Annotated in this window: 15 protein-coding genes; 13 read left to right on the top strand and 2 right to left on the bottom strand. The window is 31.3% G+C overall.

Annotation, left to right across the window (positions count from 1 at the left end; all coding sequences use genetic code 11):
* Positions 1-474, top strand: a complete 474-nt coding sequence (gene trmL, locus LQ694_RS02160; protein WP_025904798.1) for a tRNA (uridine(34)/cytosine(34)/5-carboxymethylaminomethyluridine(34)-2'-O)-methyltransferase TrmL — start codon at positions 1-3, stop codon at positions 472-474.
* A gap of 34 nt (positions 475-508) precedes the next feature.
* Here the strand turns inward: trmL and LQ694_RS02155 are convergent, their stop codons facing one another.
* Entirely contained in the window at positions 509-649 is a 141-nt protein-coding gene (locus tag LQ694_RS02155; RefSeq protein WP_162841915.1) for a hypothetical protein, read from the bottom strand.
* Positions 650-735: 86 nt separating this feature from the next.
* Between LQ694_RS02155 and nagA the strand changes: the two genes are divergently transcribed.
* The 6 genes from nagA (at position 736) to LQ694_RS02125 (ending at position 8079) form a co-directional block, all read left to right on the top strand.
* Positions 736-1887, top strand: a complete 1152-nt coding sequence (nagA, locus tag LQ694_RS02150; protein WP_096791767.1) for an N-acetylglucosamine-6-phosphate deacetylase — start codon at positions 736-738, stop codon at positions 1885-1887.
* A gap of 48 nt (positions 1888-1935) precedes the next feature.
* Positions 1936-2535, top strand: a complete 600-nt coding sequence (locus LQ694_RS02145) for a 6-phosphogluconolactonase (protein WP_025904800.1) — start codon at positions 1936-1938, stop codon at positions 2533-2535.
* The gene (locus LQ694_RS02140) at positions 2474-2686 is read left to right on the top strand and encodes an SAS053 family DNA gyrase inhibitor (RefSeq protein ID WP_370688581.1); all 213 of its coding nucleotides are present in this window, start codon (positions 2474-2476) and stop codon (positions 2684-2686) included. The genes LQ694_RS02145 and LQ694_RS02140 overlap by 62 nt, the downstream gene beginning before the upstream one ends.
* A 152-nt stretch (positions 2687-2838) precedes the next feature.
* Positions 2839-4227, top strand: a complete 1389-nt coding sequence (gene fumC / locus LQ694_RS02135; RefSeq protein WP_096791768.1) for a class II fumarate hydratase — start codon at positions 2839-2841, stop codon at positions 4225-4227.
* Positions 4228-4315: 88 nt separating this feature from the next.
* Positions 4316-5842 (top strand): exopolyphosphatase, encoded by a 1527-nt coding sequence (gene ppx / locus LQ694_RS02130; protein WP_239771799.1) that lies wholly within the window; start codon positions 4316-4318, stop codon positions 5840-5842.
* A 71-nt stretch (positions 5843-5913) separates the two neighbouring features.
* Positions 5914-8079, top strand: a complete 2166-nt coding sequence (locus tag LQ694_RS02125; protein WP_196968346.1) for an RNA degradosome polyphosphate kinase — start codon at positions 5914-5916, stop codon at positions 8077-8079.
* Between the two features lie 47 nt (positions 8080-8126).
* Here LQ694_RS02125 and LQ694_RS02120 read toward each other — a convergent pair whose 3' ends face one another.
* Positions 8127-8948 (bottom strand): RluA family pseudouridine synthase, encoded by an 822-nt coding sequence (locus tag LQ694_RS02120; RefSeq protein ID WP_218697381.1) that lies wholly within the window; start codon positions 8946-8948, stop codon positions 8127-8129.
* A gap of 104 nt (positions 8949-9052) precedes the next feature.
* Between LQ694_RS02120 and LQ694_RS02115 the strand changes: the two genes are divergently transcribed.
* The 6 genes from LQ694_RS02115 (at position 9053) to LQ694_RS02090 (ending at position 15630) form a co-directional block, all read left to right on the top strand.
* The gene (locus LQ694_RS02115; RefSeq protein WP_025904805.1) at positions 9053-10591 is read left to right on the top strand and encodes a bifunctional GNAT family N-acetyltransferase/carbon-nitrogen hydrolase family protein; all 1539 of its coding nucleotides are present in this window, start codon (positions 9053-9055) and stop codon (positions 10589-10591) included.
* A gap of 17 nt (positions 10592-10608) precedes the next feature.
* Positions 10609-11718: a GAF domain-containing sensor histidine kinase gene (locus LQ694_RS02110; RefSeq protein ID WP_049320877.1), complete on the top strand. Its 1110-nt coding sequence runs from the start codon at positions 10609-10611 to the stop codon at positions 11716-11718.
* Between the two features lie 18 nt (positions 11719-11736).
* Complete coding sequence (locus LQ694_RS02105; RefSeq protein ID WP_037589723.1) at positions 11737-12366, top strand: response regulator; 630 nt, start codon at positions 11737-11739, stop codon at positions 12364-12366.
* A 159-nt stretch (positions 12367-12525) separates the two neighbouring features.
* Positions 12526-13803 carry a dicarboxylate/amino acid:cation symporter gene (locus LQ694_RS02100; protein WP_135016582.1) on the top strand — a complete coding sequence of 426 codons (1278 nt, stop codon included), beginning with the start codon at positions 12526-12528 and terminating at the stop codon, positions 13801-13803.
* 162 nt (positions 13804-13965) lie between these two features.
* A complete protein-coding gene (gene xdrA / locus LQ694_RS02095; RefSeq protein ID WP_025904809.1) occupies positions 13966-14424 on the top strand; it encodes an XRE family transcriptional regulator XdrA in 459 nt (152 codons plus the stop codon).
* Between the two features lie 75 nt (positions 14425-14499).
* Complete coding sequence (locus LQ694_RS02090; RefSeq protein ID WP_058612556.1) at positions 14500-15630, top strand: DUF445 domain-containing protein; 1131 nt, start codon at positions 14500-14502, stop codon at positions 15628-15630.
* Positions 15631-15666 lie beyond the last annotated feature (36 nt).

Genomic DNA, 15666 nt, shown 5'->3' with positions numbered 1-15666 from the left:
ATGACAAATCATGTAGTTTTATATCAACCAGAAATTCCAGCGAATACTGGAAATATTGCACGTAGTTGTGCAGCAACAGATACAACTTTACATTTAATTAGACCTTTAGGTTTTAGTACGGATGATAAAATGTTAAGAAGAGCGGGTTTAGATTACTGGAAATTTGTAAATATTGTTTATTATGATAGTATTGAAGAATTTTTCGAAAAGACTGAAGGCGGCAACTATTACTTACTAACGAAGTTTGGTACACAACCACATACTCAGTTTGATTACAGTAATGTTGAAGAAAATCATTACTTTATATTTGGTAGAGAAACAACAGGACTTCCAGATTGGGTTAAAGAAAAATATAAAGATACAGCATTAAGAATTCCAATGAATGATAATGTAAGATCTTTAAATTTATCTAATACTGCTGCAATATTAATTTATGAAGCGTTAAGACAACAAAACTATCCTAATTTATCATAGAAATAAAAAAACTGAGGCCATATGGTCTCAGTTATTAATTATTATTTGATTTTAAAGATTCAAGTTCTTTGTTTAAATCTTCTTCCTTAAGACCGTAGTCTTTAGAATCGCGACCAGCAGTTAACATCGCAGTAATAAATGCTACACCAACCATACAGATTAATAGCGTGTTCATTTAATTAGCCCCCTCGTAATGTTATGTTATCTTTATTATATACGAATTAAGACAATAATTAAATACATTTTTAAGGAGACATTGATATGGATAATTATATTTTGAAAAATGCACAAATTTATACTGAAACATATAAAATTGATCATGGCTATATCGAAGTGCGTAATGGGTGTATTCACGATATTCAAGAAGGGGAATATACAGGTACTTTACAAACCATTGATGCGAATGGTAAACATGTACTTCCAGGATTTATTGATATACATATTCATGGCGGTTATGGCCAAGATGCAATGGATGCAACACCAGAAACATTGAATTTATTGTCTGAGAAATTATTATCTGAAGGTACGACTAGCTTTTTAGCCACAACAATGACGCAATCAACTGAAGCCATCAGTGCTGCATTAGAAAATGTTGCAAACTATAAACCGATAGATGATAAACGTGCTGAAATACTCGGTGTGCATTTAGAAGGCCCATTTATTTCAGAACATAAAGTTGGTGCCCAAAATCCTGCATTTGTTGCAAGACCTACAGTACAAAAATTTAAAGATTTTCAAGATAAATCAAATGGTGCGATTAAAATAGTGACAATTGCGCCAGAAGTTGAAGGTGCAGAGGAAGTTATTAAAGCACTTCATGAAGATGTTATTTTTTCAGCAGGACATACCGTATCTGATTACGATGGTATTGAAAAAGCAGTTCAAAATGGTCTTAAGCATATTACTCATTTATATAATGCACAAACAACATTTACACATAGAGAACCAGGCGTATTTGGTGCCGCTCTGACTGATGAAAGATTAACAACAGAAGTCATTGTTGATGGCATTCATTCACATCCTGCTGCAGTGAAATTAGCATATCTGGCTAAAGGAAATGAGAATTTCTGTATTATTACAGATGCAATGCGTGCAAAAGGAATGAAAGATGGTAAATACGATCTTGGTGGTCAAGATGTATTTGTTAAAAATAACGAAGCAAGATTAGAAACTGGTTCACTTGCAGGAAGTATATTACTTATGAATAAAGGCTTAAAAAATTTAATGGACTTTGCAAATATTTCACTTGAAGAAGCATGGCGTACTGCAAGTTTAAATCAAGCTATTCGATTGAAAGTTGATGATAGAATTGGCTCAATCAAAGTTGGAAAACAAGCCGATCTTGTTATAGCTGATTCAGAATTAAATGTTTTAACTACTATTAAAAAAGGGTATATTATAGATAATGACTAAAGGTTATGATTTTTGTAAATAGACAAGTTGAAATGAGGAGTGGACAAAATGGCTTTAAACTTTAAAGTATTTGAAACAAAAGATATTGCTGCACGATATGCTGCAGATGTAGTTCGCAAACAATTTAATTCAGATAGCACTTCAGTTGTCGGTGTTCATTTAGAAGCAGAACAAACATCATTTTTCGATGAACTATTAGATGATGTTAAGAAAAATCCTGTGAACTTCAGTCAAATTCATATTTTAGACTTTGACGGTAAAGAAGATTATTACACAGAATTAGGTGTCCCAGCTAAACAAGTATTAAAAACTGATGTCGGTAGTGATGTTGAAGCATTTATTAAAGAAAAAGTGAATACTGACAAAAAGAAAAACAAATTGATGTTAGATGTTGTCACTTTAACTGAAGATAGCAGAACGGGATTAGACTATGATCAAGCAATTCACCCAGCAAGAGAAGTTATCGTACTTGTCACTGGTAAAGAAAAAGCTAAAGCAGTAAGTCAGTTATATCAAGAACCTGCAAATGGTTCTGTTGAATCCGCTAAATTAAAACAACATAGAATGGTAACAGTTGTATTAGATAATGAAGCGGCACAAGGGTTACCTGAAGACGTTAGATCTTACTTCTCAATTCAATTTTCATAAGAAGGTGAGAAATTTGAATAAAAATCTAGAAGAAGAAAATGAAATGGTTCAAGACCTAGAAGATGTTAAAGAACTAGGTAAAGAAATGGAACAAATATCAGAACAAAATGATGAAGCTTTTGAAGAAAAGAAATCTGAACAAGAGTCTTAAAAAAAGAGACTGGGACATAATGTAATGTCTCAGTCTCTTTTTTTCGTTAATTTAAATTATCTGACAACTGAGAGTTTAAATCGCTTTCTTTATACGATATAATAAAGATGAATAAAGAATGATGAATTCAAGAAATAAAGGGGAGTATTGAAATGAGTTACAGAATTGAACATGATACATTTGGTGAAATTAAAGTTCCAAGTGAGAAATATTGGAAAGCACAAACACAAAGAAGTAAACAGAATTTCCCAGTAGGTAAAGAACAAATGCCAATTGAAGTGATTTATGGATTTGCACATTTAAAAAGAGCAGCAGCGATTTCAAATCATGCACTTGGTAAATTATCTGATGATAAGAAAGATGCCATTGTATATGCTACTGATGAAATTTTAAAAGGGAACTTAGATGAACATTTTCCTCTAGTAGTTTGGCAAACAGGTAGTGGTACACAAAGTAATATGAACGTGAACGAAGTTGTGAGCTACGTTGCAAATGAATACTTGAAAGACAAAGGTTCAGAAGAGTCCGTTCATCCAAATGATCATGTTAATATGTCTCAAAGTTCAAATGATACATATCCAACTGCAATGCATGTTGCTTTATACCATGAAATTGAATCTAAATTATTACCAGCAATTGGTACGTTAAGAGATACATTTAAGAAAAAAGAAGAAGATTTTAAAGATATTATTAAAATCGGTAGAACACATTTACAAGATGCAACACCTTTAACTTTAGGTCAAGAAGTTAGTGGTTGGAGGTATATGTTAGATAAATGTGAATCATTATTAAATGAATCTAAAGGTCAATTATTAAACTTAGCAATTGGTGGTACAGCAGTTGGTACTGGTATCAATGCACATCCAGAATTCGGCGATAAAGTGGCTAAACAGATTAGCGAACAATTAGGTTATCCATTTGTATCATCTGAAAATAAATTCCATGCATTAACTGCTCATGATGAAGTTGTTTATGTTCATGGCGCACTTAAAGCATTAGCAAGTGACTTAATGAAAATTGCAAATGACGTAAGATGGTTAGCTTCTGGCCCAAGAGCTGGATTAGCTGAAATCTCAATTCCAGAGAATGAACCAGGTTCATCAATCATGCCAGGTAAAGTAAACCCAACTCAATGTGAAATGTTAACAATGGTTGCTGTTCAAGTATTAGGAAATGATGCAGCAGTAGGTATAGCAGCATCACAAGGTAACTTTGAATTAAATGTATTTAAACCAGTTATTTTATACAATACATTACAATCTATTTATTTATTAACTGATGGTATTGAAACATTTAATAACAATTGTGCAGTTGGAATTGAACCAATTGAAGAAAATATCGATAAATATTTAAATCAATCATTGATGCTTGTTACTGCTTTAAATCCACATATTGGATATGAAAATGCAGCAGCAATTGCGAAAAATGCTCACAAAAATGGATTAACATTAAAAGAATCTGCAATTGAATCAGGACTTCTAACAGAAGAACAATTCGATGAGTGGATTAAACCAGAAGATATGATAAGCTCTAAAAAATAATAGCAGCTTTAAGACACAAATATAAAGAACAGAAAAAGGTGCTATAGGCACCTTTTTCTGTATCAAAATATAACTTTGGAGGCAATTTATGAAGAGATTAGGATTAATAGATATAGGTTCCAATACTATAAGACTTGTTATTTTTGAATACTCTAAAGATACAGGTTTAAATGAACTACAAAACGTTAAAACACCAGCACGTTTGAGTCAATATTTAGAAGAAGATAAAACAATGAACAAAGATGGAATCAATATTTTAGTAGAAACATTAAATAGTTTTAAAAAAGTTGCCGAAAAATTTCAAGTGGAAGAACTTGTCCCTGCAGCTACAGCAGCAGTAAGACAATCTAAAAATATAGATGAAATTATTAAAAGTGTAAAAGACAAAACGAATCTTGACATTGAAATTATTCCAGAACAAGATGAGGCATTTTACGGATTTTATGCAGCAACACATACTTTAAATATAAATAATGGTATTACAGTTGATATAGGTGGTGGTTCAACAGAAATAACTTATTTTGAAGATAAAAAGTTAAAAGAGGCAATAAGTTTTCCTTTTGGTGTTGTAACTTTAGAGAAAATGTTTTTCGCTGATAAAGATCACAATGATAAAAATGCGATAAAAAAATGTGAGAAGTATGTTAAAGAACAGTTTGAGTCTGAAAAATGGATCAAGGATAAAAACGTTCCTATTATTGGTATTGGTGGATCTGCCCGAAATAATGCGCGTATACATCAGTCTTTAAATAACTATCCAATTGCTGGTGTACATGGGTATGACATGACTAAAAAAGGCCTTGAAGAAGTATTTGATGTCTTGAAAAAATCTGATAAAAGTGAATTAAAAGATTTAGATGGTTTAAGTAGAGACCGTACAGATATCATTTTACCTAGTTCTATTGTTTTTAATACATTATATGATATCGCAGATGCAAAACGTTTTACATTCTCAAGAAAAGGTCTTCGTGAAGGCTTCGTGATGACTAGAATTAAAGAAGAATTTCCAAAGGCATTTAATAAAAATAATGTCACAAGTGATGCATTAAAACATATAGCAAGTGAATATAATATCAATGCTTCAAACGGAAAACAGCGCATGAAATTAGCTGAAGATTTGTTAAATAAATTAGAAGAAATCACTAGTTTCAAAATTTCAAAAGAAGATAGAGAAATATTTAAAGAAGCGGCATATTTATATTATTTAGGTTCATTTATTGATGCAGATTCTAGTTCACAACATACGTATTATATTATAGCCAATTCAAGTATTAATGGCTTATCGCATAAAGAAAGGGTTAAATTAGCACTTTTGGCAAGTTTTAAAAACAAGACATTATTGAAATTCTATATAAAAGGGACGCCTTGGTTTGATGATGAAGAAATTGAACTAATTCAAAAGCTTGGCGGCATCATTAAGTTTGCGCATGCTTTAAATGTTTCTAATACCGATTGCATCGAATCTATGGCATTAATTGAAAAGAAAAACGAATTTGAATTAAGAGCCAAATATGTTACAGACCCAATTGCTGAAGAATATCAATCTGATAGACAGAAAAAACATTTAGAAAAGTTACTACCGAAAAAACTTAATATTATATTTACACAAGATTAATAAACTTACGTTTAAATGAAGTAGTGTGATTTTATAATCTTGATTGGAAATTTGTAAAGGGTGAGATAATTATGGAAGCACAAGCGGAACAAATTTTTTTAGACAATCCAGAATATTACAACAACCGAGAATTAAGTTGGCTAGACTTTAATTATCGTGTTCTTGAAGAAGCAATTGATCCTAACAATCCTTTATTAGAACAGTTGAAATTTTTAGCAATTCATAGTTCTAATTTAGATGAATTTTTTATGGTTAGAGTAGCGGGGTTGAAAGACCAAGTTAAGATGAATTTTAATGAACCAGAGAATAAAGCGCAATTGACACCTAAAGAACAACTAATCGGCATTGAAAAGAAAAATAGAGTGAACGTCGAGCTTCAATATAAGCGATTTAATGAATTAAAAGAATTGTTAAAGAGCTATAAAATATTTATTACACAACCAGAAAGGTTGCCAGAACCTTTAATTGAACAGCTTCAACATCAATTTAACACTGAAATATTACCAACACTTTCACCATTAGGAATAGATGCATACAGGCCGTTTCCAAAATTAAATAATAAAATGTTGAATTTATTTGTAGATATTAGGCTAAATGATGGCGAAATTAAATCGGCAATCGTTCCTGTTCCAACATTATTAGATAGAATTATTAAGTTAGAACATGAAGGCGTTAAATATATTGTATTTCTTGAAGATGTCGTTTCATTATTTATAGAACAATTATTTAATGGATATGAAGTAATTAATACGTACACATTTAGAGTGACAAGAAATGCAGATTTAACAATTCATGAAGAAGGTGCAGAAGATTTATTAATAGAAATAGAACGATTTTTAAAAGAAAGAAAAAGTGGTGCAGCAGTACGACTTGAAATTGATAGTAGACATATAGATTCAGAAGTGAAGAGTATTTTCTTAATGAATGAACTTGAGTTATCAAATGAAGATATATACAGAGTTAATGGTCCACTAGATTTAACAGTGTTATTCTCTCTTGTAGGACAATTAGAAGATTTATTCCCAGAACTACTATTTAAACCTTATACACCACAAATACCTTCCTCATTAAGTAAAAATAATGTTTTTGAATTAGCATTGGAAAGAGATGTATTTTTCCATCATCCATATGAATCTTTTGAGCCGATTGTTGAATTTATAAAAGAAGCTTCAGAAGATCCAGATACACTTGCTATCAAGCAAACACTTTACCGTGTAAGTAGTGATTCACCGATCATTCAAGCTTTAAAAAATGCAGCTGAAAATGGTAAACAAGTTACAGTGCTTGTTGAATTGAAAGCGCGATTTGATGAAGAAAACAATGTTCAGTGGGCAAGAATGCTGGAGGATGCAGGTTGTAATGTTATTTATGGTATGACATTCCTTAAAACACATAGTAAAATTACGCTAGTTATTAAGAAAGTTAAAGGAAAAGTGACACCTTTTGTGCATCTAGGAACAGGGAATTACAATGATAAGACAGCTAAAATATATACAGATATGGGAATTATTACGACTAACCCGAAAATAGGACAAGATGCGATTAACTTCTTTAATTATTTAAGTGGTTATTCATTAAAGCCTGATTATAATGAGCTAATCGTCGCACCATTTGAAATACGAGATTTCTTTGTTGAACATATTGAACAAGAAATGGAATCTCATAAAGAACATGGTAATGGTCTCATTATAGCTAAAATGAATTCGTTAACAGATAAAAAAGTAATTAAAAAATTATTTGAAGCATCACAGTGTGGCGTTAAAATTAAACTGATTATTCGTGGTATTTGTTGTCTTAAACCAGGTATTAAAGGTGTAAGTGAGAATATCGAAGTCATCAGTATTGTAGGTAGATTTTTAGAACACTCAAGAATCTATTATTTCTACCATAATGGACAAGAAAAAATGTATCTTTCTTCAGCTGATATGATGACAAGAAATATGATTAAACGTGTTGAAATATTATTCCCAGTATTAGATCCTAATTTAGTTAAACGTTTAAAAGGAATTGTTGATTTACAACTCAATGATGGACTAAAAGGTCGTATTCAAAATAATGAAGGTGTATATCAATATAATGATGCAGGCAACAAACATATGAATTCACAAGAAATGTTAATGGATGAGGCAATGTTAGCAGCCAAAGAAATGAGAAAGTCTCATTTAAATATAGGGAGACCTGTAACGAGTAAAAGAAGTAACTTTATTAATAAATTTAAAGAAAGATTAAAGAGATAAATAGAAAAAGCCAACAAAGTTAAAGCTTTGTTGGCTTTTCGCGTTATTTAATCGTCTAATGTAACTGAAATCAATTCATCTTTAAATGGATGTTCGAATTCTATTTTGTAGCTGTGTAATTTTAATTTTCTAAGTTTACTGTTGTTGTAAAGTGGATCACCGACAACTGGATGTCCTATTTCTGCAAGGTGGACACGGATTTGGTGTGTTCTACCAGTATCTAATTTTAATTCTACTTCTGCTGTATGTTCATCAATCATATGACTTTCAAGTATATGTGTGATCGCACGTTGACCTGTTGGTGATACACGTCTTTTGTTTGGATGGAACTTGTCTTTACCAATTGGCATATCAATTGTTTGTGGTTTAAGAGGCAATAGACTATCAACTTGTGCTTTATATGTTCTTGTAATTTCTCTATCTTCTAACATACGATCTAATATTTTTTTAGCGATAGGGTGTTTTGCGACTAATAATAAACCAACAGTTTCTTGGTCAAGTCTATGGACAGGCTCAGCATAATCTGAATCTAACGTATAGATCACGTGATTCATAAGTGTGTTTGCTTCTTTTAAATCATTTGGATGTGTTTTAACACCTTTAGGTTTAACAACAATAGCTAAGTATTCATCTTCGTATTTAATTTCAGCTAATCGGTAACTAGAAACATATTGGCTTGATTCGTCAAATAATGGGATATTGAGTTTATCTCCAGCATTTATAGTATTTCTTAATGTACACGCTTCATCATTTATCGTAAGTTCTTTTGACATTCTTAAAAGGTGAAGTTCTTTCTTTGGTAGATGTAAAGATTTAAACATCTCCTCGATTGTTTGACCTTCAAATTTTGATGGTATTGTAATTAGCATAGCGCCCTCCAGGAATATTTCTCTCAAAATCGGGAAAAATTATATTATAACAAAAAATAAGTTATAATTATTATAACAAGAAAAAGAGATGAGGAGTATGTTTCATGTCAAAATCAATCGATAATAATGAATTTAACGTAAGTATTAATACTAGACAGATGACTTTTGATGATATTGATGAAGTTATTGAATTACAGTCTAAATGTTTTCCAGGGATGGAACCGTGGGAGAGAGGACACCTTGAAAGTCATTTAAGAATGTTTCCGAGAGGACAAATTGTTGTAGAATTTGAAGGTGAAATAATAGGTTCATGTTCTTCACTTATCATCAATTTTGATGAATATGATGACAGACATACTTGGGATAGTATTACGAATAATGGTTATATTACAAACCATAATGATCACGGTCATAATTTATATGGTATTGAAGTCATGGTTCATCCTGATTATAGAGGGATGAAAGTAGGCGCAAGATTGTATGAAGCGCGTAGAGAAATTGCCTATGAATTAAACTTAAAGAGTATCATTATAGGCGGTAGAATTCCTAACTATCATCAATATAGTGATGAATTAACGCCACGTGAATATGTACAAGGTGTCATTAAACATCGTATTAAAGATCCCGTATTAACATTTCAATTGATGAATGATTTTACGTTAATGCGTATTAATCCCAATTATTTAAATGATGATGTAAAAAGTATGAAATTTGCTACTTTGATGGAATGGAATAATCCTGATTACATAGCAAGAAGTAATGTTCATTTTAAAACGAGTGAACCTGTCAGAATATGTACAGTAAACTATATGATGCGTAAAATTAATTCATTTGAAGAGTTTGCAAACCAAATTGAATACTTTATTGATGTTGCATACGATGCGGATAGTGATTTTATTGTCTTTCCAGAGTTGTTGACGACGCAATTAATGAGCTTTGATGAACAAAGTAATCCAGCAGAATCTATTAGAAAATTAACAACTTATACATCTCAATATATTGAGATGTTCAATCAGTTTGCGATGAAATATAATATTAACATTATTGGTGGTTCTCATTTCGTTGAAGAAGGCGAAGATATTTATAATATTTCATATTTATTTAGACGGGATGGCTCTATCGAAAAACAATATAAAATCCATGTAACACCAAATGAAAGAAAATGGTGGGGTGTATCACCTGGTAATGGCGTTGAAGTGTTCGATACAGATTGTGGTAAAATAGCGATTCAAATTTGTTACGATAGTGAATTCCCTGAAATGGCGAGAATCGCAATGGAAAAAGGAGCAAAAATTATATTTACACCATTCTCAACTGAAGATAGACAAAGTTATTTACGTGTAAAATATTGTTGTATGGCACGCGCTATAGAAAACCAAGTTTACACAGTAACTTCAGGAACATGTGGTAACTTGCCACAAACTGAGAATATGGATATCCAGTATAGTGCTTCAGCGATATATTCTCCTTCAGACTATGGTTTTGCTCGTGATGGTATCGTGAGTGAAACAGGTGAGAATTTAGAAATGGTTGCTATCGGTGAAGTTGACTTAGAAGTATTACGAAGAGGTAGAGAAAACGGAACTGTTAGACATCTTAGAGATAGACGACATGACGTATATAATATTACGTATAATCAATAATAATAAAGGTGATTGATATGGAAAAACCAACGCGTACAAGCCTTTTAAAAGAAATTGCGGAATTTTTAAATGAAGAGACTGAAATGTATAGTATGATGCATGGCGCACTTAAAAAATTAGTGAGTGGCAGTAACTTTCATACAGGTTGGATATTTTTTATAGATGAAGAAGGTAAACATGAACTTGTTGCTGAAGAAGCGTTACCGCCCGCTTTAACACATAATAGCTGCCAATACATGACAGAAGGTACGTGTTGGTGTGTAACAGCATATCAAAATAAAAAACTAACGAAAGCATCAAATATTATTACATGTTCACGAATTGTAAAAGCTACTAAAGAACATCATGACAAGACGGATGGCATTACACATCATGCAACTGTGCCACTGCGTTCTGGTAATGAACAGTTTGGACTGCTTAATATTGCGACACCAAATACGAAACGATATTCAGAAGAAGATTTAGAATTACTAGAGTCAGTAGCATTTCAAATCGGCTCTGCGATTAAACGTATATTATTAACGGATCAAGAAAAAGAGGCAGCTCGTATAAATGAAAGAAATAGGTTAGCGAGAGATTTACATGATTCTGTTAATCAAATGTTATTTTCTTTAAAAATCACTGCGCATGCAGCGAAAAGTCTTGATGACCATGAAGCGGCTAAGAAAGCTTTTCAAACAATTGAAGAGACGAGTCAAAGTGCTGTCAATGAAATGAGAGCACTAATATGGCAACTTAAACCGATAGGATTGGAACAAGGTTTAATATCAGCTATTAAACAATATAGCCAGTTAATCCATATTGAACCTGAATTTGAAGTTGAAGGGCTTATTGATTTGCCGAATACAATTGAAGAGAATGTTTATCGCATTATTCAAGAATCATTAAATAATATTCATAAGCACTCAGGTGTAAACAGTGCGAAAATATATCTAGAACAAAATAAAAAAACGTTTAAATTTAAAATTGTAGATAACGGTAAAGGATTTGAAAGTCAAGATTTAGACAATAAGCTATCTCACGGTTTGAGAAATATTAAACAACGTGTTCAAGGAATGAAGGGACATGTAGATATTAAATCAAAATTGAATGAAGGAACAGAAATTGTGATTTCTATTCCACTTTAAATGTTAGGAGTATCACACATGAGTTATAATATAATCTTAGTAGATGACCATCATATTGTGCGACAAGGATTAAGTTTCTTACTAGATACTGTTCCAGATTTCAATATACAAGCTGATTTCTCAAGTGGCGTGTTATTGCTAGAATATTTAGAACAACATGAATCACCAGATATCGTTCTGTTAGATTTAGTTATGCCCGATATGAATGGTATAGAAATTACAAGTATCATGAAGAAGAAATACCCAAACATAAAGATATTAGTTTTAACAAGCTTTTATGATGAAGAACATGTCATATCAGCAATTGATAAAGGTGCAGATGGTTATGAAATTAAAGATGTAGAACCTGATTCACTTATTCAAACAATTAGATCTGTATTAAATGGTGAGAAGAAAATTCATCCAAAAGTACAGTCTGTTATTTCTGAAAGTGAACGGAAACCACATAGAGAAAATAAATTATCAAAAAGAGAACTTGAAGTACTAGCAGAATTGGTGAAAGGTAAGACGAATAAAGAAATTGCAGAAACACTATTTGTATCCGAAAAAACAATCAAAACACATGTCAGTCACATACTGAATAAATTAAAAGTATCAGACAGAACACAAGCTGCCGTTTATGCAATGGAACACCAATTATTAATTTAATTACAGATATAATATTTTTACGAGTAAGTATTGTCATATTCAATACTTACTCGTTTTTATGTAAAATTACAAAAATAAATTTACAAAATGAAAGCCCTTAAAGTATAATATGTTACATGGGAGAAATGATTTTACTTACTTTATAGGGGGTAGTTTAATATGAAAGTCAGGAAAAACTTAACTTTAAAAATTGTTATCGCTTTAGTATTAGGTATAACAGTTGGATCGATTTTTAATATGTTTGCCGGAACGGGTTTCGTTCAAGGTACGAATCAATACGTATTTAATGTAATTGGTCAAATATTCCTTAACCTCATTTTCATGCTTGTGGTACCAGTCGTATTTGTTTCAATTGTATTAGGGGTTATTGGCGTAGGTGATCCAAAATTACTAGGTGGTATAGGATTAAAAACCGTTACATTCTTCTTATGTACTACGGCAATTGCGATTATTATCGCAATGTTATTAGCTTTAGTATTTAAACCAGGTGTTGGTCAATCAGATTTATTAAATAGTGATGATGTTAAAAAATATGGTGCTGAACAAAAAGCTAAATCATCAGATCAAGCTGCACCAGAAAATCAAACATTTGACCAAACTTTGATTAATTTGTTCCCTCAAAATCCAATGAAATCTATGGTGGAACAAGATATGCTACCAATTATTACATTTGCAATCTTTATTGGTATTGGAATGATTGCACTCGGTAGTAAGGTTGAAGCGGTGAAAAAAGTCTTCGAGCAGACCAATGATATACTCATGTATATCGTTACAATGATTATGAATTACTTCGCACCAATTGGTACATTTGGATTAGTCGCAACAGCTTTTACAAACGCAGGATTTGGCGCAATTAAACAACTTGGTATGTACTTCTTTGTTGTATTATTAGCGTTAGCCGTTCACTTCTTTGTGATCTATGGTGGGGCCGTTAAATTATTAGCAGGTAAGAATCCTTTCTGGTTCTTCAAAAAGTTCTTCCCAGCTATGACAGTCGGCTTTAGTTCATCAAGTTCAAATGCAACATTACCGATTTCATTAGAATGTACTAAAGAAATGGGTGTGAGAAAGGAAATTAGTTCATTCGTACAACCTTTAGGTGCTACAATAAATATGGATGGTACAGCTATTATGCAAGGTGTTGCTACGATATTTATAGCCCAAGTATCAGGTATCGATTTAACAATTATGCAAATGATTACTGTTGTCGTTGTTGCCGTTATTGCTTCAATCGGTACTGCAGGTGTTCCTGGTGTTGGCCTTGTTATGTTAGCAATGGTACTGACTTCAGTCGGTTTAGACCCCGCAGCAATTGGTATTATATTAGGTATAGATAGATTGTTAGATATGACAAGAACTTCTGTAAATATTACCGGAGATGCTGCATGTGCATTAATTTTATCTGAAAGAGAAAAGTCAAAATTTGTAAAAGAATAAACAATTTAATGTATTAAAGGGGTAAATTGATATTAAATTCAATTTACCTCTTTTAATTTGGTTAAAAATGTATTATGATGTTACTTGTGCTTGAAAAAATCGTGTATTTTTGCAACATATTAAATCAATTAATATAAATATTAAAAAGAAAGGTAGATATAGATGGATAAACAAACATTTACAACAATAATCCAAACAAAATTCAAAATGGTTCGTATTGAGGCTGGATACACTCAAGATACTATGGCGAACACAGTAGGATTATCTAAGAAAACTTTAGTGCAAATTGAAAAAGAGAGAGTATTACCTAACTGGACGACATGTGTATCAATTTGTGCATTATTCAGAGATTCAGATGTTTTAAATACTACTTTTGGTTGTGACCCATTAGAAGTTATTCAAATCATATCTCGTCATCATTGTGCATATCCAAACCATGATAATACTAGCGATATTTACTGGGTAACACTTGATGCTAAATCTGGCTATATTTTACAATCTAATAAAAAATCAGATCTTTACAGAGTATTAAACGAAGAACGTCAACCAATCTTCGGTACTGCGAAAAAACGTGAAGCAGAAACTTATTTCTTACGTAAAACGCAATCATTATTTGTTTAAAATTTGTATAATATTTGTTAAAAGCTACTTCTTAGATTATTCTAAAGAAGTAGCTTTTTTAGAAGGAGAATTTCCATGACAACAATTATAACCGTATTTAGTATGATGGTAATTGGAGCGTTAATAGGTGGATTTACAAACTTTATCGCAATTAAAATGTTATTTCATCCATACCATGAAATTAGATGGTTCGGATATAAATTACCGTTCACACCAGGCTTAATACCAAAAAGAAGAAATGAATTATCAGAAAAAGTAGGTGAGATGGTTACTAAACATCTCTTAACACCTGAAGTATTTAAAGAAAAACTTGTGAACCCAAGTACGAAGAAAGTACTTGAAGATACGATAAAAGTTCAATTTAATACTTTAAAAGAGAAAAAATATACGATTCAAAACTTTGTGGATCGAATTGATTATCCACTTGAAGAGAAATTAAATGAAACGATTAAATCTACTATTAAAGAAAAGATTGATCAATATTATACATCTCATAAAAATGAAGACATTAAATCACTCATTCCAGAAGAAATACTTGAACAATTAAATATTCAACTGAATCGTGTAACACCAGAAATTTTAACAAAGATTGATGAATATTTAGTTTCTGAAAAAGGTGAACAAGATATCCATTCGATGGTTGAAGAATTTTTTGAACAAAAAGGTAGAATGGTCGGCATGATTCAAATGTTTATGACAACTGAAGATATCGTATATAGAGTTAAAAAAGAACTAAGAAATGTCATTAAACAAGAAAAAATCAAAAATATGATTGATCTACAAGTGCATAATCAATACGACAAATGGATGGCTAAACCTTTACAAGAAGTATTAACAGACGAAAGAAAAGAAAAAGCCAAAACATTATTTGCAACTGAGATTACAGAATCTATTAATGTTAATAAATATTTAAATACACCTTTAGATGAACTCGTTCCAAACTTATTTGTATATATGGAAGGAAGAGGAACAGAAAGATTTATTGACTATATGATTGGTAAGGTCGGAGATAATATTAGCTTAATTTTGGAAAGAATGAAATTAGCAGAATTAATTAAAGATCAAATTGACCGATTTGAATTATCTTATTTAGAAAAACTAGTCATAGAAATCTCTAATAAAGAATTAAAATTAATTACATTATTAGGCTTTGTATTAGGTGGAATTATTGGATTATTACAAGGAATAATCGCTATTTTTGTATAAGACCTAGAATTATGATACAGTATTATTGGAATTGAT

Origin of the sequence: Mammaliicoccus sp. P-M58 (assembly GCF_022386165.1) — a bacterium.
GTDB lineage: Bacteria > Bacillota > Bacilli > Staphylococcales > Staphylococcaceae > Mammaliicoccus > Mammaliicoccus sciuri.
Note: the sequence above shows the minus strand (reverse complement) of the source record. Positions and strands in the feature narration are given on the sequence as shown.